Annotated in this window: 17 protein-coding genes; 5 read left to right on the forward strand and 12 right to left on the reverse strand. The window is 69.5% G+C overall.

Going from position 1 to position 19,194, the window contains the following annotated elements:
- Window positions 1-5: 5 nt before the first annotated feature.
- The 8 genes from flaF to AAHG03_RS19345 form a co-directional block, all read right to left on the reverse strand.
- Window positions 6-356 (reverse strand): flagellar biosynthesis regulator FlaF, encoded by a 351-nt coding sequence (flaF, locus tag AAHG03_RS19310; RefSeq protein WP_342152505.1) that lies wholly within the window; start codon window positions 354-356, stop codon window positions 6-8.
- A 47-nt stretch (window positions 357-403) separates the two neighbouring features.
- Window positions 404-1,438, reverse strand: a complete 1,035-nt coding sequence (locus tag AAHG03_RS19315; RefSeq protein WP_342152506.1) for a flagellar hook-associated family protein — start codon at window positions 1,436-1,438, stop codon at window positions 404-406.
- A gap of 4 nt (window positions 1,439-1,442) precedes the next feature.
- Window positions 1,443-2,900, reverse strand: a complete 1,458-nt coding sequence (gene flgK, locus AAHG03_RS19320) for a flagellar hook-associated protein FlgK (protein WP_342152508.1) — start codon at window positions 2,898-2,900, stop codon at window positions 1,443-1,445.
- 207 nt (window positions 2,901-3,107) lie between these two features.
- Window positions 3,108-4,301 carry a flagellar hook protein FlgE gene (locus AAHG03_RS19325; RefSeq protein WP_342152510.1) on the reverse strand — a complete coding sequence of 398 codons (1,194 nt, stop codon included), beginning with the start codon at window positions 4,299-4,301 and terminating at the stop codon, window positions 3,108-3,110.
- A gap of 80 nt (window positions 4,302-4,381) precedes the next feature.
- Complete coding sequence (fliI, locus tag AAHG03_RS19330) at window positions 4,382-5,707, reverse strand: flagellar protein export ATPase FliI (RefSeq protein WP_342152511.1); 1,326 nt, start codon at window positions 5,705-5,707, stop codon at window positions 4,382-4,384.
- Between the two features lie 4 nt (window positions 5,708-5,711).
- On the reverse strand, window positions 5,712-6,437 hold the full coding sequence (flgF, locus tag AAHG03_RS19335) for a flagellar basal-body rod protein FlgF (protein ID WP_342152512.1): 726 nt from the start codon (window positions 6,435-6,437) through the stop codon (window positions 5,712-5,714).
- An 11-nt stretch (window positions 6,438-6,448) separates the two neighbouring features.
- Window positions 6,449-7,672 carry a DUF1217 domain-containing protein gene (locus tag AAHG03_RS19340; RefSeq protein WP_342152513.1) on the reverse strand — a complete coding sequence of 408 codons (1,224 nt, stop codon included), beginning with the start codon at window positions 7,670-7,672 and terminating at the stop codon, window positions 6,449-6,451.
- An 89-nt stretch (window positions 7,673-7,761) separates the two neighbouring features.
- Window positions 7,762-8,355 carry a hypothetical protein gene (locus tag AAHG03_RS19345; RefSeq protein ID WP_342152514.1) on the reverse strand — a complete coding sequence of 198 codons (594 nt, stop codon included), beginning with the start codon at window positions 8,353-8,355 and terminating at the stop codon, window positions 7,762-7,764.
- 151 nt (window positions 8,356-8,506) lie between these two features.
- Here AAHG03_RS19345 and AAHG03_RS19350 point away from each other — a divergent pair, with 151 nt between their 5' ends.
- The gene (locus AAHG03_RS19350; RefSeq protein WP_342152515.1) at window positions 8,507-8,776 is read left to right on the forward strand and encodes a PilZ domain-containing protein; all 270 of its coding nucleotides are present in this window, start codon (window positions 8,507-8,509) and stop codon (window positions 8,774-8,776) included.
- A gap of 715 nt (window positions 8,777-9,491) precedes the next feature.
- Window positions 9,492-10,877 (forward strand): flagellin N-terminal helical domain-containing protein, encoded by a 1,386-nt coding sequence (locus AAHG03_RS19355; protein ID WP_342152516.1) that lies wholly within the window; start codon window positions 9,492-9,494, stop codon window positions 10,875-10,877.
- A gap of 103 nt (window positions 10,878-10,980) precedes the next feature.
- Here AAHG03_RS19355 and AAHG03_RS19360 read toward each other — a convergent pair whose 3' ends face one another.
- Window positions 10,981-11,661 (reverse strand): response regulator transcription factor, encoded by a 681-nt coding sequence (locus tag AAHG03_RS19360; RefSeq protein ID WP_342152518.1) that lies wholly within the window; start codon window positions 11,659-11,661, stop codon window positions 10,981-10,983.
- Between the two features lie 373 nt (window positions 11,662-12,034).
- Between AAHG03_RS19360 and AAHG03_RS19365 the strand changes: the two genes are divergently transcribed.
- On the forward strand, window positions 12,035-13,309 hold the full coding sequence (locus tag AAHG03_RS19365; RefSeq protein ID WP_342152519.1) for an aminotransferase class I/II-fold pyridoxal phosphate-dependent enzyme: 1,275 nt from the start codon (window positions 12,035-12,037) through the stop codon (window positions 13,307-13,309).
- A gap of 664 nt (window positions 13,310-13,973) precedes the next feature.
- The gene (locus AAHG03_RS19370) at window positions 13,974-14,408 is read left to right on the forward strand and encodes a type II toxin-antitoxin system PemK/MazF family toxin (protein ID WP_342152521.1); all 435 of its coding nucleotides are present in this window, start codon (window positions 13,974-13,976) and stop codon (window positions 14,406-14,408) included.
- Between the two features lie 182 nt (window positions 14,409-14,590).
- Here AAHG03_RS19370 and AAHG03_RS19375 read toward each other — a convergent pair whose 3' ends face one another.
- From AAHG03_RS19375 to AAHG03_RS19385, 3 genes are read right to left on the reverse strand one after another with little or no spacing between them, the layout of a single operon-like run.
- Window positions 14,591-15,712: an ATP-dependent DNA helicase gene (locus AAHG03_RS19375; protein ID WP_342152522.1), complete on the reverse strand. Its 1,122-nt coding sequence runs from the start codon at window positions 15,710-15,712 to the stop codon at window positions 14,591-14,593.
- A 13-nt stretch (window positions 15,713-15,725) separates the two neighbouring features.
- Window positions 15,726-16,649 carry an oxygen-dependent coproporphyrinogen oxidase gene (gene hemF / locus AAHG03_RS19380; protein WP_342152524.1) on the reverse strand — a complete coding sequence of 308 codons (924 nt, stop codon included), beginning with the start codon at window positions 16,647-16,649 and terminating at the stop codon, window positions 15,726-15,728.
- 33 nt (window positions 16,650-16,682) lie between these two features.
- Window positions 16,683-17,141, reverse strand: a complete 459-nt coding sequence (locus AAHG03_RS19385; protein WP_342152526.1) for a tRNA (cytidine(34)-2'-O)-methyltransferase — start codon at window positions 17,139-17,141, stop codon at window positions 16,683-16,685.
- Between the two features lie 105 nt (window positions 17,142-17,246).
- Here AAHG03_RS19385 and AAHG03_RS19390 point away from each other — a divergent pair, with 105 nt between their 5' ends.
- Complete coding sequence (locus tag AAHG03_RS19390; protein ID WP_342152528.1) at window positions 17,247-19,103, forward strand: ABC transporter ATP-binding protein; 1,857 nt, start codon at window positions 17,247-17,249, stop codon at window positions 19,101-19,103.
- Window positions 19,104-19,194: the final 91 nt, after the last annotated feature.

Genomic DNA, 19,194 nt, shown 5'->3' on the forward strand with positions numbered 1-19,194 from the left:
GGACCTCACCGCAGCCCGTCGCGGATCGAGGCGTTGACCTCGATCAGCGCGGAGAGGCTACGCTCGGGCGCGCTCAGCACCTCGCCGGCCTCGCGCATGGTCCACATGCCGATGGAGACGAGATCGGAACGCAGGCCCTCGGGCAGGCCGTTCTCGGGGTCGAGCAGGTCGCGCACAAGCAGGTTCCACAGGTTCTGGACGTAGCCGACCGCCTCGGAGCGCTCGGCGATGGCCGACGCACCGCGGGCTTCGGCCGAGCGCAAGAGGCCGATCGCCCGGTCGAACGCCGCGCGCTCGCGCTCGCGGCCGAGATCGGGCGCGTCCTCCATGATCTCGGAATAGGACATGCGGTACATCGGGGCCGATACTCCGTGAATTCGGTCGAGATGTTGGCAGAGATGGGTTAAGAAACGTAGTTGATCAGGCTGAGACTGCGCAGCTGCGAGGTCAGCCCGTAGGACATCTGGATCTGCGTCGTCAGCGCATCGACGCGCGATTTGGCTTCCGCCGGATCGACGCTTTCCAGCGCGTCGATGCGGCCGGTGAAGAGCGCCGCCTGCTTCTCCATCCGGGCGTTGGCCTCCGCGATGCGGCTCTGGCTGATGCCGAGATCGGCCTGCATCTGCACGAGGCCGCGGCTCGCGCTGCCGAGGAGGTCGCTCATCCGGGCGGCTGCGGCGGCCTGCGCCTCGGCCGGGAAGCCCGAGAGGCCGATGCCGGAGCCGATCACGTAGGCCATGGCGAGGTCGCGCAAGGGGGCGGCGTTGGCCGAGGCCGAGGTGGTGGCGGTCTCGGTGAGCGAGATGCGGCTGTCGAGCGTGCGGTTCGAGGCGCCGGAGAACCTGCTCCAGCCGGTCCCGTCGAACAGGCTGGCATGCAGGTTGTCGAGGAAGGCCGTCATCTGGCTCGCCGTGACGTTCGCGGTCCCCGAGGGAAAGGCGGCGGCCAGCGCGTCCTGCACGGCGGTCCTGGCGGGGGAGGCCGGGCTGCCCTCGTAGGCCGTGAGCGGCGCGGTGCCGGAATCGGTCCCGCCGAACACGAACTGGCCGCCGACGCTGGTGTTGAGGGCGCTCGTCAGCGACGCGAGCCGGGCGGCGGAGGTCGAAGAGATCGCCGCCGCGCGCTTGTCGGCGGGCAGGCCGGTCAGCTCCTTCAGCATGGCGTCGGCATCCGCCTGAATCGCCTTGAGCGCGCCCTGCGTGGTGTCGAGCCGGAGCGAAGCCGCCGCGTTGCTCTGGGTGAGGGCGGCGAGCACCGCGCCCTGGCGGCGCAGGCCGAAGGCTTGCGCGACCGTGCCGCCGAGCGTCGCGCCGACATCGGCGTGGCGGCCGGTGGCGATCTCGCGGGTGGCGTCGGCGAGTTCGCCCTGGAGCCGGGCGGCGCCGGTGCGCGGCGCGTTCCACAGGTTGAGGCTGGAGATGAAGCCGGTGGTCATCATGGGCTTATCTCACCGTGTCGAGGAGGGTCTTGAGGAGGTCGTTGATCACCGAGATGATCTTGGCGGACGCCGTGTAGGAGCGCTCCAGCTGGAGCGTCAGGGCGGTCTCGTCGTCGCCGTTCACGCCCGCGACGTTCGAGAGCGCTTCGTTCGCCCGCGACAGCAGCGTCTTCTGGTAGGCGGCGGCCTCCGAGGCGTCCTTGCGCTTTCCCTCGATCCAGCCCGCCGAATTCTCGGCGAAGTCGGCCAGACTCTGCGCCGTGCCGAGCCCGAGGGCCGGATCGAAGCTTTGCGCGGCGGTGAGATTCGACACCAGCGTGCGCAGGCGCCCGGCATAGGACGCGTCGGTGCCGGCCGCGAGGTCGCGGTAATCGGTGCCGTTGAGGCCGCCGGTGCGCAGGAGCGGGAGCTGGCCGCCCTTGGCCGGATCGACCGCGGCGTTGACCGCGATCCGGCGCGCGAGGCCGAGGCGGTCGCCCGGCAGCAGCGCGCTCGTGCCGTCGGTGAACAGGCCGGCGCGGGGGCCGCTGTCGAAGCCGATGGCGTCGGTCTCGGCAAACGCCTCGATCAGGCCGCCGGCCATCGCATCGAGCTGCGCCTCGTAGGCCGGGGCGATGGTGTCGCGGAACGCCGCGAGGCCGGCCAGCCGCCCGGAGGCGACCGGCATCGGCGAGTTCGGGCCCGTCACCGGCACGTTGTCGATCACCACCACGCCGCCCGTGCCGCCGGGGGCGTAGGTGGCGGTCGGCGTGAAGCGGACGGAGCGCGCCCCGCGGTCGTAGAGCGGCACCCCGCTGTCGGTGTAGAGCGCCACGTCGCCGCCCTCGCGCACCACCGCGGTGACGCCGATCTCGGCCGACAGCGCGGTCAGCGCCCGGTCGCGGTCGTCGAGCGCGTCGGTGGCGTCGGCGCCGAAGGCGAGGCCGCGGGTGACGGCGGCGTTGGCGCGGTCGAACTGGCCGAGCAGGTCGTTGATGCGGGCGACCGAGGCCTGCATCCCGGCATCGGCCTCGGCGCGGGCGGCCTGGACCGCGCCCGCGGCATCGTTGAGGCTTCCGGCCAGCGCCTTGGCGGCCTCGACCGCGGCGCGGGCGAGATCGGTCGAATCCGGTTGGTTCGCGGCGGCCTGAAGGGCGGCCTCGAATCCGGCGAAGCGCGCGGCGGGCGAGGATGCGTCGTCGGTGTCGCCCACCGTGCGGGCGAGCGTGGTGAGGCCGGTCAGCACCGCGTCGCCGTAGGCGGCCGACGAACTCGCCGAGAGGGTGCGGGCGTAGAGCGCCGCGTCGGTCGCCCGCGTGATGTTGACCACCGCGCCGCCCGCGCCCGTCGTCACCAGGGCGGCGATCTTGCGCGAGTAGCCGGGATCGCTCGCCCCCGCGACGTTGCGCGCCGAGACCGCGATCTGGTTCGAGGAGGCGGCGAGCGAGGCGCGCGCGGTGTTGAGCGCGAGGGAGAGACCCATCGGGGGCGTCCAGCAAGTTCTTTTGACAGGGCGGGCGCGCCGAGGGTCTCCGGCGGCGCGCGTGTTCTTTGTTGGCCTCAATCGCCGGCGCCCGCCTCCGCGGGCTTAGGCTTTCGCTCCGCTAGACGCCTCGGCTGAAAGCCGAGGCCGCTGCGCGCGGCGCTCTTCGCGCCGCGAAGCCGCTACGCGGCTTCGGAGAGCGGTGCCTTACCGCTTCAGGTTCATCAGGGTTTCGAGCATCTCGTTGCCGGTCATGAACACCTTGGAATTGGCGGTGTAGACCGTCTGCGACTCGATCATCGTGGTCAGCTCGGTGCTGACATCGACGTTCGACTGCTCCAGCGCCTTGGACTTGATCGCGCCGCGGCCGTTCTCGCCGGCAAAGCCCACTTGGATGTCGCCGGAATCGACCGAGGGGATGAACACGTTGCCGGCGCGCGGGCTCAGGTTGTCCGGGCTCGCCACGTTGGCGAGCGGCACCTTGAAGGCGGCCTTGCGGGTGCCGTCGGCGAAGGTCGCGTAGACCGTGCCGTCGCTGCCGAAGGCGGTGCCGGTGACGGCGGTCGGGGCCGAGCCGTCGGCGGTGCCGGACAGGCCGGTGTTGCCCGAGAGCTGCGTCATCGACGAGAGGTCGATCGTCATCACGCGGCCGTTGGGGACGGTCAGGGTCGCCGAGCCGCCGCTCGCCACCTTGCCGTTGGCGTCGAAGGTGAGCGTCGTGGTGGCGAGCGTCGTTGCCGGGGCGTCCTGGTCGGCGAAGCTCACCGTCCACGTGTTGGTACCGGTCTTCGTCATGTTGACGTCGAGGATCTTGGCCTGGCCGACATTGTCGAAGACCTTGAGCGAGCTCTTCTTCGAGACCGGGCCGGTCGAGACCGGCGTTTCGAACGACAGGTTGCCGTCGACGGTGCCGCTCAGCGTCGGGCGCGCCTGCATGCCGAGGCTCGACACGTTGATCGGCTCGAGGTCGGCGATGCCGTTGAGCACCGGGTTCGGCTCGCCGTTGGCGAGGCTGTAGCCCTGCAGCGTGAAGCCGCCCGCGTTGACGAGGTTGCCGGTCGGGCCGTCGATGACGAAGTTGCCGGCCCGCGTCAGGAACGGGGCGCCGGCACCGTCCTTCACCACGAAGAAGCCCTTGCCGCTGATGGCCAGATCGCTGTCCGAGGTGGTGGAGGTGACCGGGCCGTCCTGGCCGATCGAGCGGCGGACCGTCGTCTCGACGGCGCCCGAATTGTACTGGCCCTGGTCGTTGCCCTCGATCAGGAGCGAGGAGAACTCCGTCGAGGTTCGCTTGTAGCCGGTGGTGCCGGCGTTCTGGATGTTCTCGGCCACGGTCGAAATGCGGTTCGACTGGGCATTCATCCCGGAGACGCCGGTGCGGAGCACGCCGATGAGACTCATGCGGAGACCTCGTTGATCTTCGAATTGGGGCGCAGTGGACACGCGGTCGCTTGCGCGGGGCTGAAGGAGGGGTTGCGCGCCTATCCCCGCAGGGATTGGGCGAGTTCGAGGAAGGCGTCGCGGCTCGGGGCCTGTCCGGGCTCCTGGCGCATCGCCTCGTAGATGCGCGGCACCAGGGTGATGGCCTGATCGAGGTCCGGGTCGGTGCCGGCGCGGTAGCCGCCCATGAGGCGGAGGTCGCGCGTCTCCTCGAAGCGGGCCATCATGCTCTTGAGCTTGCGCACCAGTTCGCGCTGGTCGCCGGTCCAGACTTCGCCGGCCAGCCGCGAGATCGAGCCGAGCAGCTCGATCGCCGGATAGCGGCCCTGCTCGGCGATGGCCCGGTCGAGGACGACGTGGCCGTCGAGCGTGCCGCGGATCGAGTCGGCCACCGGATCGTTGTGGTCGTCGCCGTCGACCAGCACCGAGAAGATGCCGGTGATGGTGCCCGCCCCCTCGGCGCCGGGGCCGGCGCGCTCCAGCAGGCGCGGCAGGTCGGAAAAGACGCTCGGCGGGTAGCCGCGGGCCACCGCTGGCTCGCCGGCCGCCAGCGCCACGTCGCGGGCGGCGTGAGCGTAGCGCGTCACCGAATCGACGATGAGCAGCACCGACTCGCCGCGGTCGCGGAAGGATTCGGCGATGGCGAGCGCCACCTTCGGGGCTTGGCGCCGCATCATCGGGCTCTCGTCGCCGGTGGAGACGACGATGACGGCCCGCTCCCGCGCGGCGGCGATGGGCCCTTCGAGGAACTCGCGCACCTCGCGCCCGCGCTCGCCGACGAGCGCCACCACGACGCTGTCGAAGCCCTGCGCCCCGGCGAGCATGGCGAGCAGCGTCGACTTGCCGACGCCTGAGCCGGCGAAGATGCCGATGCGCTGGCCGGCGCAGAGCGGGGTGAACAGGTCGATGGCCCGTACGCCCGTCGGCAGGGGCTGGCGTACCCGCGCGCGGGTCATCGCGGCGGGCGGATCGGCGTCGAGCGGCACGTCGGCGGCGCCCTCAGGGAGAGGCCCGAGGCCGTCGGCGGGGCGCCCCAGCGCGTCGATCACCCGGCCCTTCCAGGCGGGCGAGGGTCGCAGGCGCGCCGGGCCGATGCGGTGGGCGCGGGCGCCGAGGCCGACATCGATCCGGCTCTCGAACGGCTTGACCGTCGCGCCGCCCGCATCGATGCGCACCACCTCGCCGATCTGGGTGCGCCCGTCGGCGGAAAAGCCCATGCGGTCGCCGAGCCGGACGAAGGCGGAGACGCCGCCGACGCGGGCGGCGGTGGCGGAGATCTCGCGCACCGGCCCGCCGACCCGCACCGGGGCGAGGTCGCGGCGGCCGGCCTCCAGGGCCCGCTCCAGGCGCTCGATGGCGTTCGACATCCGATCAGCCCTGCGGTCCCAGCGTCTTGATCGCGTCGGTGAGCGTGTTCTCCGATTGCGAGGTCTGGGTCGCGGCGCTCTCGAACGCGCGTTGGATCGCGATGAGCCGGGTCATCTCCATGATCGGGTTGACGTTGGCGCCCTCGACGTAGCCCTGCGCCATCCCGAGCCGGGTGAAGTCCTGCACGGCGCGGCCGGGGAGGCTCGCCGACACGGCGTTGTCGGTGGCGCGCGAGATCGTCGCCTTCGGATCGATGGTGAACAGGCCGATGGCGCCGACCTGCTGGCGGTTCTGGTAGATGCTGCCGTCGCGCCCGATCGTCGGCGGGCCCCCTTGCGGATCGAGGGTGATCGGGCCGCCGCCCGGATCGACCACCGCCTTGCCGGTGAGCGTGCGCAATTGCCCGTTGGCGTCCATCGTGAAGCGGCCGTCGCGGGTGTAGAGCGTGCCCTTCGGGCCCTGGATGCCGAGCCACGCATCGCCCTGCACCGCCACGTCGAGGGGCGAGTCGGTCTTGGTGGTCTGGCCCGCGATCCGCGAGATTGCGCTGGTGCCGGGGCCGACGAAGGCGACCTCGCCGCGGGTCGAGCGGCTCAGCAGCTCGGCGAACTTGGTCTCCTCGGCGCGGAAACCCACGGTCGCCATGTTGGCGACGTTGTTGGCCGTGGTGGTGAGCCGCTTCTCCAGCGCGATCTGGCTGGAGAGCGAGACGTAGAGGCTCGGCTGCATTTTTTTAGCCCCTAGGAGAACAGCGCCAGCGCCGGGGCGCTCGACGTGTTGTTCTGCGCATCCCAGATCGCCGCGAAGCGTCGCACGAAGGCGTCGAGCTTGGCCGGCTCCTGCAAGCTCGGGATGTCGATCTTGGACTCGATCAGCCGCACGCGCCGGGCCAGCGCCTCGCTGGTGGCCGCGCCGCTGGTGGCGGGCAGGCCGATCACCGTGTTGGCCACTTGGCTCAGCGCCGGATCCCCGAGGACGTCGTAGGCGCTGTTGATGGTGGGCGCCTTGCGGGCGAAGTAGAGGGCGAGGCGCACCCCGGTGTCCTCGACGCCCGCGTCGCTCTCCAGGGCTTGGCGCAGGTAGGCGTCGGTGACGGTGCGGGCCGAGGTGTCGGGCCCGAGCCCGGTGCCGAAGCCGACATTGACCGCGTCCTTGTCCTCCGAGGTGAGCGGAACGTTGCGGATCGACAGGGTGCGGACCTTGCCGCCGGCAAACACCGTGACGTCGGCATCGCGCCCGGTGCCGCCGACCACCCCATCCGCGCCGAGGCTGTCGTAGGCGGTGGTCTCGAAGAACAGCGCGCCGGTGACGCCGACGCCGACCTGCACCTTGCCCTTCAGCCCGGTCTCGCCGGTCACCACGTCCTCGCCCGAGGCGGCGATCTGCGCGTTGATCGCCCGCGAAATCTCTTCCGGCGTCGTCTTCGCGACGTTCGCCGCCAGGCCCGCGAGCGTCTTGGCGTTGAGCGTGATCGTGACCGATTTCGTGGTCGTCGCGTCGATCTGCGATTCGATGAGGAAGCGGGCCTCGTTCGTCCCGCTGAAATCCGTCGTGGCGGCGAGCGCCGCCGGGGCGGTGATCCCGGCCCGGCCCCCGGCCTTGCCGAACTCGGTCGGGTCGGTGCCGGCGGCCGAGACCGCGGCCTTGAAGTTGAACGCGCGGGCGAAGGCGACGTAGCGCTCGTCGGCGAGCCGGTTGGCGAAGCTCGCGGCGCTGCCCGCACCCTCCGTCAGGACCTTGCGCATGAAGGCCTTGGCGTAGGTCATGTCCTCCAGGCCGTAGGCCTTCATGGCGTAGGTGTAGAGGCGCCGGTCCGACATCAGGTCGTCGACCGTCTTCACCTTGCCGATGTTGGCCTCGTAATAGGCGGTCTCGCGCGCCAGCATCGGCTCCGCCGCCTTGCGCTTGAGCGAGGCGGCGAGGTCCTTGGCGATCAGCCGGTAGCTCGTGAGGGTGTCGGTCACGGGCGAACTCGTTCGGGGGAGGCCCGGTCGTCCGGGGCCTGCTGCATCGCAGGGTTTAGCGGGGGTCGCTTGTCCCAGGCTGGCGGGCGCTAGAGCGCCTGCGGCCCGATGATGGTCTCGGTGGTGATGACCACCCAGCCGGCGCCGGTGCGGCGGATCGAGAGGACGCGGCCGGCCCCCGGCAGCATGCTGCCGAGCACGACCTGCCGCGTGCCGCCGGGGCCTTCCAGCGTCGCGACCCCATCGGCGACGCGGCGCAGGGCGTAGCCGCCGGGGGACGGCGTGGTCGGGCGCTCGACGGCGCCGGGGGCGGCGTTCGCGACCTGCACTGGGGCGGGGGCCGGGGGCTCGGGCAGCGAGCCGGTGGTGACGGGATCGAGATCGAGGCTGGCGAGGCGGCCTTCCGCCACCGTCTTCTTCCAGGCGAAGGGGCCGGTGAACTCGGGCAGCACGGCGCGCACGTCGTAGGCGCGCTCGCCCGTGGCGATGCCGTAGCCGGCGAATCCGCTGACCGTGAAGGCGAGCAGCACGAGGCCGCCGAGCAGCACGCGCTCCAGGGCCGCCTCGCGGGCGCGCCGGGCCGCGATCAGCCCGGCGAAGGAGCGGGCGGCGGGCGGGTCCACCGGCCGGACCGAAGGGCGGGCCATCGAGCGGGGGGCGGGGCGCCGGGTCTGTGTGGTCATGTCCGTCTCGCCGGCCGGCGCCCGCGGACGCGGGATCGTACCGGTTTACGAACCGTGAACGGAGATGGTTACCGAAACCTTAACGCCGACCCATCGGTGACAGGAGTGCGGGCACCTGTATAACCGCCCGCGACGGGAGTCTGACACAACGATGGCCGAGACCAAGGACGGGGCGCCGGTCGAGCGGGCGGGCAAGCGCCACCGCGTCGTCCAGCAGGGCCGCATCGTGCTCGGCCCCGAGCGGCTGATCGGCTGCGTGATCCGCGACCTGTCGCGCACCGGGGCCAAGCTTCGGGTCGCCCCGGAGATCGGCCTGCCCGAGACCTTCTCCCTCGTCATCGCCGCGCACGATCTGCGCACCGTTACCGTGCGCCTGCGCTGGCGCCGGGGGGATTTCGCGGGCGTGACGTTCGAGGGGTGAGGCGCCGCCCGGAGGGCCGCGTCGTCAGTGCGCATCCCCTCTCCCCGCACGCGGGGAGAGGGCCGCGACGACCCCGTCGTCGTCGCGGCGAGGCGGCAGCCGAGGTGTGAGGGGGCTTCGACGCAGAAGCCTCGACCTGAAGCGCCCCCTCACCGCCGCTTCGCTTCCTGCATGGACGACACGGTCCATGCAGGCCTCTCCCCGCGTGCGGGGAGAGGGGGGAGCCGGCCGAACCCGCCGCGATCATTCCGAGCGAACTCTCTGTCCCGGCAAGGCACGCTTCATCCCGAGTCCGGCGGACCGCCCAAACAGAGGTTAACGCTTTCCTTCCCACCAACAGCATTCCCGGCGCAAAATCACGCCCTTCACCAGTCTCTCCCCAGCTTCCGTCCTATTGTGAAACAACGCCCGCGGGACAGGGCCGGGCTCGTCTGCTTAATCGCTTCGTAACGCGACCACGGCATTCTCACGACATCGAGACGAGGCGCCGCCAAGACGGCGACTTTGCCCGAGACAGGCCGGCGGGTGGGTCTTCCTTGGACCCATGGACATGATGTCCGTCCCGCCGATCCGGTGCGAGTCCGGAGGTGTGATGCGCGGTGCGGTCGGGTCTCGTGAGGTCCGCCACGGCTCTTCTTGAGGGCCGGAGACGCCGCACCGGTGTGAGCCCGGTTCCACGAATCCTCCCTGTCCTTCATTTGCCGGAAGACTCTCCGTGACCAGCCTGCTGACCAACATCTCCGCCATGACGGCGCTGACGACCCTCAAGGGGATCAACACCCAGCTCGACGCGACCTCCAACCGCGTCTCGACCGGCCAGCGCGTCTCGGCCGCCTCGGACAACGCCGCCTACTGGTCGATCGCCACGACGGTGCGCACCGACAACGCCTCGCTGTCGGCCGTGAAGGACTCGCTCGGCCTCGGCTCGTCGGCGGTCGACACCGCCTATAACGGCCTCAACTCGGTCCTGTCCGACCTGCAGAACATGCGCGCCAAGCTGCAGACCGCGCTGCAGCCGGGCGTCGACCGCGCCAAGGTGCAGACCGAGATCAAGGCGATCCAGGACAAGATGCGCTCGACCGCCGATTCCTCGACCTCGTCGGGCCAGAACTGGCTCTCGGTCGATTCCTCGGCGACCAACACCGCCTACCAGGCGACGCAGAACGTGGTGGCCGGCTTCTCGCGCTCGCCCACCGGCACGGTCTCGTTCTCGAACATCGGCGTCGATGTGAACGCGATCAAGCTCTACGACGTGAACGCCGCCAGCATCACCACCCCGGCGACCTCGGCCCAGGTGTTCGGCTCGACCTCGCTCACCGGCACCACCGTGTTCACCGGCGGCACCGCGAACTTCAGCGGCACCAACGAAGTCAGCTTCAACCTGCTGCTGGACGGCGGCTTCACCGCCGACATCCTGATCAACAAGACCACGATGGCCTCGGCCGCCGCCGACCTGACCAAGGTGACGACGCAGGAGTTCCTCGACGCGGTCAACAACCAGATCGCCGCCGACACCGCCACCACGCCGCTCGCCGGCAAGGTCTCCGCCTCGCTCGACTCCGCCGGCCGCCTGACCTTCAAGACCACCGCGGCCAGCGCGACGGCCTCGGTCACGATCCAGAACAACGCGGTCTCGACCGGCAACACCCTGGTCGATGTCGGCTTCGGCACCGGCACCGCCGCCACCGACGCCCGGGTCGGCAAGGGCTCGGCCGCGGGCACCACGGCGGGCAAGGGCATCCTCGACACGGTCGACGGCGGCACCACCTTCTCGATCGCCTCGGTCAACATCTCGGGCCTCGCCGGCACCACCGGCGACGCCACGCTCGGCAACATCATCACCCAGGTCGAGAAGGCGATCGCCAAGGTCACGGATGCCGGCACCAAGCTCGGCGCCAACAAGACCCAGATCGACGGTCAAAAAACCTTCGTCGATACGCTGATGAAGGCCAACGACCGCACCATCGGCATCCTGGTCGATGCCGACATCGAGGAAGAGTCGACCAAGCTGAAGGCGCTCCAGACGCAGCAGCAGCTCGCCGTGCAGGCGCTCTCGATCGCCAACTCGTCCAGCCAGAACGTGCTCTCGCTGTTCCGTTAAGAATAACTCCCCGGCCGCCCCGGCGGCCGGGTTCTCTGAACGCGAAAAAGGCCGCCCCGTCATGGGGGCGGCCTTTTTCGTTTTGCGACGAATCTCGTTCGGCTCAGCCGACGAAGGTGTAGCCGGCCATGCGCTTGGCCTCGATCGGGTCGTAGCCCAGCCGCATGCGCAGCTTCTTGCGCAGCTTGCTGATGTGGCCCTCGACCACGCTCTCCTCGCAATCGGTGTCGAGGTCGCCGTAGACGGCCGCGAAGATCTGGCCCTTCGTGACCTGCCGGCCGCGGTTCTTGGCGAGATATTCGAGGATGTGGCGCTCGCGCCGGGGCAGGATCAGGCTCGCGCCGTCGATCTCGGGATCACGCCCGTCGCTGAACACGGTGAGGCGGCCCGCGCGGTCGGGGGAGGGGGCTTTTTCGACGCCGCGGTTCATCCGGCGGCGGATCGCGCTCGCCCGGGCGATGATCTCGCGGACATGGACGGGCTTGCGCACCACGTCGTCGATGCCGGCGGTGAAGAGAGCGAGCGTTTGCTCAAGCGAGCGGGTCTCGTTCAGCGCGATGATCGGCGCCTGGGTCTGCGCCCGGATCGCCACCGTGCAGGAGGCGCGGTCCTGGCAATCGCCGATGAGGAAGCCTTCGATCGCCTCGACATCGCCGCGCGGGGCCGAGCCGAGCCAGATCTGCATCGATTCGGCGGTGACGAAGCGGGCGGAGGCCCCCTCGGCCCCGAAGCCCGCGACGTACTGGTCGGCTACCGACTGACGCTCATCGACGACGATGTACACCCTGCGATCTCCGGAAGAAGGCGCGATCCGTCGCTCGGCGCGAAGCGAATCCGCGCCGTGTCGGGTCGTTACTGGTTGTCGTGCGGGGTGATGCCGGATGACTGGGCGAGGACTAGGCTGTTTTACTTAAGTACGGCGGTTCCGCGCTTCGTCTCGTGCATCATTTGCGTGTTGTTAGCTTTTTGGCGGGAATGGTTAACGACCGGTTAAGCTCACGGCCAAGCGTTAGGAGTTCAGCATCATCACGGGAACGTGAGTGGTTTTCCGGCAACACTTTGTGCGCAACCCAATCTATTGCACTGCACCGTTCCGCTTGACCGGGACGGCGCGAGGGAGTGGAAGAGGGGCGATTTTATCGAGCGGGAAGAAGCCGATGCCGTCCCTGTCCACCCTGTCGCCCGAGCAGCGGGCGGATCTGCGCGCGACCTTGCGCGACGAGTACGAGGCCCTGAAGGCGCGCGGGCTCAAGCTCGACATGACCCGCGGCAAGCCGGCCTCGGACCAGCTCGACCTCGCCGCCGAGATGCTGGCGCTGCCGGGCAACCGCGACACGACCGCCGAGGACGGCACCGACGCGCGCAATTACGGCAACCTGCAAGGTCTTCCCGAGACCCGCGCGCTTTTCGCGTCGGTACTCGGCGCGCCCGCCGACCAGATCATGGTCGCCAACAATTCGAGCCTCGCGCTGATGCACGACGTGCTCGTCTACGCGCTCCTCAAGGGCGTGCCCGGCGGCGAGAAGCCGTGGAGCAAGCAGGAGCCGATCACGATCCTCTGCCCGGTGCCGGGCTACGACCGCCACTTCGTGCTGTGCGAGGGTTTCGGCATCCGCATGATCCCGATCTCCATGACCGGCGAGGGCCCGGACATGGACGCCGTCGAGAAGGCCGTCGCCGATCCGTCGGTGAAGGGCATCTGGTGCGTGCCGCAATACTCGAACCCGAGCGGGGAGACCTATTCGGCCGAGACCGTGAAGCGTCTGGCCTCCATGACGACCGCGGCGCCCGACTTCCGCATTCTGTGGGACAACGCCTACGCGGTGCATCACCTGACCGCTGAGCGGCCCGCGCTGCCCAACATCCTCGAAGCCTGCACGGAAGCCGGCCACGCCGACCGGCCGATCGTGTTCGCCTCGACCTCGAAGGTGACGCTGGCCGGCGCCGGCCTCGCCATGCTCGCCTCCTCACCCGCCAACGTGAAGTGGTACCTCGCCCAGGCCGGCCGCCGCAGCATCGGGCCGGACAAGCTCAACCAGCTCCGCCACGTCCGCTTCCTGCGCGACGCGGACGGCATCGCCGCCCACATGGAGCGCCACCGCGCCCTGATCGCCCCGAAATTCGCGGCCGTCGAAGAGGCCTTCGCCGCCCGCCTCGACGGTTGGGACGTGGCGCAGTGGAGCCGTCCGCTCGGCGGCTACTTCATCACCCTCGACGTGACCGAGGGCACCGCGGGCGAGGTGGTGCGGCTGGCGGGCGAGGCCGGCATCGCGCTGACGCCCGCGGGTGCGACTCACCCCTACGGTAAGGACCCGCACGACCGGACCCTGCGCATCGCCCCGACCTTCCCGAGCCTCGACGCCGTGCGCAAGGCGGCGGAGGCGGTGGCCTTGTGCACGCTGCTGGCGGCGGTAGAAAAAGCGAAAGGGTGACGCCGCATCAACCCTCCCCCTCCGCGGGGGAGGGTTGTTGCGGAGCGAGCCAATAGTGATTTGCCAAATGGTCTTGACCCGTCGGGCAAAATCCAGCATTTGATCAGCGTGGCGAACCGCGCGAGTGAAGCTCACCGTGGCTCGGCGCATTTCCTAAAAATTTGATCGAAGCTGTAGGTCGACGACGCGTCAACCTCCCTGCGCGGCCTGCGCGCCACACATCGGCCGCTTGCAGTCTCGTCTTCGTCTGCCAGAAGCCCGCTCTCAAACCTGAGGGCGGGCTTTTTCGCGTCCATGACCTTCCAGTCTACTCGGAGACCGTCCCCATGTCGGAAATCAATCTGTTTGACACCGCCTTATGTATTGGCAGTGCTGCCTCTCTCGTTCGCGCGACGACAGACCTCCTCAAAGAGCTCCGCAGAGGGAAAAAGCTGTCAGGTCTTTCCAAGCCTCGGCGTGCCACTCTGAAGTCCAGGCAGGCCGCGAAGCAATCTGGAGGTGGATCGCGGAAGCTCGCTGCCTCTGAGGCAAGACAGAGTCTGCCGCGTCCGGCTATGACGACAAAGCCCACCGCGCGTCGGCGTTTGTCTCCGGATCGAATCGAGCAGGAAACGCCTGTGCCGATCGAAGGCAGCATGACAACCGAGGATCAGACCTGACTCCGATGGCGATCACTTTCACGCCGCGGCAGGGCGGCATTCTAATGTGCGATTTCGGCAAGGACCCCTCCGATCCGCTGACATTCCCGCTGGGGAAGCCGCCGGTCGGCATGAAGCCGGAGCTTTGGAAGATTCGGCAGGTGGTCGTCGTCTCACCGGCTGCCCTGAATCACAGGCACGGCGCTGGGCCGGGTGTCTGCCTCGTCGTCCCGTTCAGCGCGACGCCACCACGGACCCAGGACCCTTGGGATGTGCCCTTCGTGGCCCGCGCCTACCCGAGTCTGCCCAAGGAATCCTGGGCGAGATGCACGGCCGTCACCCATGTCTCCCACGCCCGGCTCGATCGTGTTCTGGCCGGCCGCGGATACCGCGGCGACATCCTGAGTCCTGCTGATCTGATGCGGGTCCAGAACGGCATCCGCGCCGCGCTTGGGCTTTAACTTGTCATCTGACGCCAATAAAATACACGTCATGTCTATTTTTCAGGGTCCTCGTAGGCTATATCTGCCCTGTCCCCGAAAGGGGCTTTGGGAGCCGGCACGATCCCGGGCTGGGACCGAATTTGCCGGCTTCATGTTAGGCCCTGTCGGAGCGATCCGGCGGGGCCTTTCAGTCTCAAGGCCTACACCACCACCGTGATCGCCCGCGCGGCCCGCGTCAGCCCGGTATATAGCCACCGCGCCCGGTGCTCGCGGAACGCATACGACTCGTCGAACAGCACCACCTTGTCCCACTGCGAGCCCTGCGCCTTGTGGACGGTCAGCGCGTAGCCGTAGGTGAACTCGTCGGTCTCGCGCTTGAGGTAGAGCGGGATCTCCTCCTCCGAGCCCTCGATCACCTGCCGCAGCACCTTGATGTCCACCGCGCGGCGGCGCACGGCGGGGTCGTCCTCCGGCACCACGTCGAGGCGGACCGTGTCGGGGCGCGGCGCGGCGCGCAGGGCCTGCACCGTCCAGGTCGAGCCGTTGAGCAGCCCCTTCGTGCGGTCGTTCCTGAGACACACCAGCTTCTCGCCGACCGACGGCATCGGGTCGGTGTGGCCGGCGAGTTCCCGTAGGCGGTTGTTGTAGAGCCGCCGCGTCTTGTTGAGGCCGACCAGCACCTGATCGCAGTCGAGCACCTGCTCGGGCTCGATGTCGCGGCGGCGGATCACCCGGCTCTCGCCGTACTCGCCCACCTCCAGCCGCCCGCCCTCGCGGATCGTCATCGCCATGCGGACGATCGGGTCGTCGGCGGCCTGACGGTGGACTTCCGTCAGCATCACGTCTGGCTGGCCTTCCGTGAAGAAGCCGCCGCCGCGCACCGGCGGCAACTGCGCCGGATCGCCCAGCACCAGCACCGGCTTCTCGAAAGAGAGCAGATCGTTGCCGAGATCGGAATCCACCATCGAGCACTCGTCGATGACGATGAGGTCGGCCTTGGCCGCGGGACCGGAGCGGTTGAGGGTGAAGGTCGGCCCGCCCTCGTCGCCCTCCTTGGTGCGGTAGATCATCGAGTGGATGGTCGCCGCGTCGTGGCAGCCCTTCTGGCGCATCACCGAGGCGGCCTTGCCGGTGAAGGCCCCGAAGGCGACCGCGCCGTCCACGTCGTCGGCGATGCGGCGGGCGAGCGTGGTCTTGCCGGTGCCGGCATAGCCGAACAGGCGGAACACCTGGGCGCCGCCGTCGCGGCGCCAAGCCGCGATGGCCTTGAGCGCGGCGTCCTGCTGCGGGGCGAAGCGCGTGGGGAGCGAGGTCTCGGCCATCGGGAACTTGAGCTTACGGCCAGCGCACGGTCGGGGGCAGCGAGGACAGGATCGAGGCGACGTTGCCGCCGGTCTTGAGGCCGAAGATGGTGCCGCGGTCGTAGAGCAGGTTGAACTCGACGTAGCGGCCCCGCCGCACCTGCTGCTCCAGCCGGTCCTCCTCGGTCCAGGCCGTGGCGAGGTTGCGCCAGACGATCTCAGGGTAGGCCTTCAGGAAGGCTTCGCCCACATCACGGGTGAACGCCAGATCGGCCTTCGGGTCACCCGTCCAGTGATAGTCGTAGAAGATGCCGCCGATGCCTCGAGGCTCGTTGCGGTGCTTGAGGTGGAAGTACTCGTCGCACCACGCCTTGTATTTCTGGTAGTTCGCGGCCGGCGCGTGGGCGTCGCACGCCTCCTGAAGGCAGGCGTGGAAGTGCTGCGTGTCAGGGTCGTCCTGGGTGCGACGCCGGTCGAGCACGGGGGTGAGGTCGGCCCCGCCGCCGAACCACGCCTTCGTCGTCACGACGAAGCGGGTGTTCATGTGCACCGTCGGCACGTTCGGGTTCCAGGGATGGACGATGAGCGAGATGCCGGTGGCGAAGAAGCGCGGGTCTTCGGCCGCGCCCGGCATCTGCGCCCGGAACTCGGGGGCGAACTCGCCGTGCACCGTGGAGATGTGGACGCCGGCCTTCTCGAACACGCGACCTTTCAGCATCGCCATCACGCCGCCGCCGCCCGGTACGCCGCTATGGTCGGTGCGCTGCCACGGCGTCTTCTCGAACTTGCCCGCCTCCGTCGGCGCGTCGGGGTGGAACGGGCCGGCGGCCTGATCCTCCAGGGTCTCCAGGGCGGTGACGAGCTTGTCGCGCAGCGTCGCGAACCAGCTCTGCGCCTCGGCCTTCAGGGCGGCGAGGTCGTCGGGGGCGGGCAGGGGGGAGGCGGGCGTCTCGCTCATGGGCCTAGGCTTTCCCACCCGTGCGGGCTTCCGTCAATTCACGCGGGCGGTCTGCCGCAGCGCCTCGCCGACGATCATCGCCGCCGACACCGCGACGTTGAGCGAGCGCATCCCCGGCCGCATCGGCACGAACACGCGGGCATCCGCCGCCGCGTGGACCGCTTCAGGCACGCCGGCCGATTCGCGGCCCATCAGCACGCAGTCGCCGTCGCGGAAGCCGAACTGCGTGTAGGGCAGGGCGCCCGCGGTGGTGGCGAGCACCAGGCGGATCTTTTCGGAGCGCCGCCATGCCTCGAACGCGTCCCAGGAGCGGTGCCGGGTGATCGGCACGTGGTCGATGTAATCGAGGCCGGAGCGCCGCAGGTGCCGGTCGGACACGTCGAAGCCCGCGGGTTCGATGATCTCGACGGCGAGCCCCAGGCAGGCCGCCATGCGCAGCATCGTGCCGGTGTTCTGCGGGATGTCGGGTTGGTAGAGGGCGAGGCGCAGCATCGGGGTTCGCGCAGGGCAGGGCGGGCCCCGCGGCATGGCGGCAGGGTTGGCCTTCGGTCAAGGAGGCTTACCTCAGCCCCTCATCCCTGGCTCGGTAACAAAAACATGCTCCTCGATTGGCTCGAGCGCCGCATCGACCCGTTCGCGCCCTTCGACGAAGGCCGCATGCCGCCGAAAACCGTGCTGGGCTTCGCCGCCTTCTACCTGCGGCCGATTCGCGGGGCGCTGTTCTTCCTGTTCATCGTCGCGGTGATCGCAGGGAGCATCGAAGCGTCGCTCTACCTGCTGATGCGCTGGTTCATCGACCTGATGAACACCGCCGACCGGACGACGGTCGTCTCCGACCACGCCGTGCCGCTGATCCTGGCGACGCTGCTGCTGATGGTGGTGCGCCCGTTCACGATCTGGCTGCACGAGATCGCCTCGAACCAGCTCGTGGTGCCGCAATCGACCAACCAGATCCGCTGGCGCACGCATCTCTACACGCTCGGCCACTCGCTCTCGTACTTCCAGGCCGACTTCGCCGGGCGGCTGGCCAACCGCGTCGTGCAGGTCGGGCCGGCGGTGCGCGAACTCGCGGTCGTGTTCATCGACACGCTGCTCTACGTCGCGATCTACGCCGTCACCGCCATCGGCCTGTTCTCCTCGATCTCGCCGTGGCTGGCGCTCCCGGTGATCGCCTGGGTCGCGGCCTATGCGGCGCTGACCGCGTGGTTCGTGCCCCGCGCGCGCAAGCGCTCGCACCGGACCGCCGAGACCCGCTCGGCCCTGATCGGCCGGGTGGTGGACAGCTACACCAACATCCAGACCGTCAAGCTCTTCGCCCGCGACCGCGAGGAGCGGGCGGCGGTGCGCGATTCGGTGGATGTCCACACCAAGGCCTACCTGCACCAGTTCCGGCTCACCACGCTGACCACGAGCCTGCTCGGCGGCCTCAACAGCGCGCTGATCCTCTCGACGGCGGGCGTGTGCCTGATGCTGTGGCAGCGCGGCGCGATGACCACCGGCGAGGCCTCCGCCGGCCTCGCCCTGATCCTGCGCCTGATGGCGATGTCGGGCTGGGTGATGCAGACGGTCCGCGGCGTGTTCGAGAATGTCGGCGTGATCCAGGAGAGCATGCAGACCATCGCCCGGCCCCACGGCCTCGTCGATGCGCCGAATGCCGGAACGCTCACCGTCACCGGCGGCGAGGTGCGGTTCGAGGACGTCGATTTCCACTACGGGCGGGGCGACGCCAGCATCATCGAGGGCCTCAACTTCCACCTCCATCCGGGCGAGAAGGTCGGGCTCGTCGGCGTCAGCGGCGCGGGCAAGAGCACCATCGTCTCGCTGCTCCTGCGCCTGCACGATGTCGAGGGCGGGCGCATCCTCGTCGACGGCCAGGACATTTCTGGCGTCACGCAGGACAGCTTGCGCCAGAGCATCGCCATGGTGAGCCAGGACACCTCGCTCCTGCACCGCTCGATCCGCGACAACATCGCCTACGGCCGGCCCGACGCCACCGACGCCGAGGTCGAGGCGGCGGCGCGACAGGCGCATGCCCACGACTTCATCCTCGATCTCGTCGATCATAAAGGACGGCGCGGCTACGACGCCCATGTCGGCGAGCGCGGCGTCAAGCTCTCCGGCGGCCAGCGCCAGCGCATCGCCATCGCCCGCGTCATCCTCAAGGACGCGCCGATCCTGATCCTCGACGAGGCCACGAGCGCGCTCGACAGCCAAGTGGAAGCGGCGATTCAGGAGGCCCTCGACACGCTGATGGGCGACAAGACCGTGCTCGCCATCGCCCACCGCCTCTCGACCATCGCGGCGCTGGACCGCCTGATCGTGATCGACCGCGGCCGCATCGTCGAGGAGGGGACGCACGCGGAGCTGATCCGCTGGGGCGGGCTCTACGCCGACCTGTGGCGGCGGCAATCGGGGGGATTCTTGGGGGATCGGGCCGAGGCGCCGGTGACGTAGACGACACCACGCCCCCATCCCACCCCACCCCCTCATCCTGAGGTGCCCGCGCAGCGGGCCTCGAAGGAGGGCTCCAGCCTGCCGCGCGATC

Source organism: Methylorubrum subtropicum, from assembly GCF_038442325.1.
Taxonomy (GTDB): Bacteria; Pseudomonadota; Alphaproteobacteria; order Rhizobiales; family Beijerinckiaceae; genus Methylobacterium; species Methylobacterium subtropicum.

Excerpts from the sequence above, each read along its gene's own strand:
- flaF (WP_342152505.1), bottom strand. The coding sequence starts at position 356 with ATGTACCGCATGTCCTATTCCGAGATCATGGAGGACGCGCCCGATCTC.
- AAHG03_RS19315 (WP_342152506.1), bottom strand. The coding sequence starts at position 1,438 with ATGATGACCACCGGCTTCATCTCCAGCCTCAACCTGTGGAACGCGCCG.
- flgK (WP_342152508.1), bottom strand. The coding sequence starts at position 2,900 with ATGGGTCTCTCCCTCGCGCTCAACACCGCGCGCGCCTCGCTCGCCGCC.
- AAHG03_RS19325 (WP_342152510.1), bottom strand. The coding sequence starts at position 4,301 with ATGAGTCTCATCGGCGTGCTCCGCACCGGCGTCTCCGGGATGAATGCC.
- fliI (WP_342152511.1), bottom strand. The coding sequence starts at position 5,707 with ATGTCGAACGCCATCGAGCGCCTGGAGCGGGCCCTGGAGGCCGGCCGC.
- flgF (WP_342152512.1), bottom strand. The coding sequence starts at position 6,437 with ATGCAGCCGAGCCTCTACGTCTCGCTCTCCAGCCAGATCGCGCTGGAG.
- AAHG03_RS19345 (WP_342152514.1), bottom strand. The coding sequence starts at position 8,355 with ATGACCACACAGACCCGGCGCCCCGCCCCCCGCTCGATGGCCCGCCCT.
- AAHG03_RS19350 (WP_342152515.1), top strand. The coding sequence starts at position 8,507 with ATGGCCGAGACCAAGGACGGGGCGCCGGTCGAGCGGGCGGGCAAGCGC.
- AAHG03_RS19365 (WP_342152519.1), top strand. The coding sequence starts at position 12,035 with ATGCCGTCCCTGTCCACCCTGTCGCCCGAGCAGCGGGCGGATCTGCGC.
- AAHG03_RS19370 (WP_342152521.1), top strand. The coding sequence starts at position 13,974 with ATGGCGATCACTTTCACGCCGCGGCAGGGCGGCATTCTAATGTGCGAT.
- AAHG03_RS19375 (WP_342152522.1), bottom strand. The coding sequence starts at position 15,712 with ATGGCCGAGACCTCGCTCCCCACGCGCTTCGCCCCGCAGCAGGACGCC.
- hemF (WP_342152524.1), bottom strand. The coding sequence starts at position 16,649 with ATGAGCGAGACGCCCGCCTCCCCCCTGCCCGCCCCCGACGACCTCGCC.
- AAHG03_RS19385 (WP_342152526.1), bottom strand. The coding sequence starts at position 17,141 with ATGCTGCGCCTCGCCCTCTACCAACCCGACATCCCGCAGAACACCGGC.
- AAHG03_RS19390 (WP_342152528.1), top strand. The coding sequence starts at position 17,247 with ATGCTCCTCGATTGGCTCGAGCGCCGCATCGACCCGTTCGCGCCCTTC.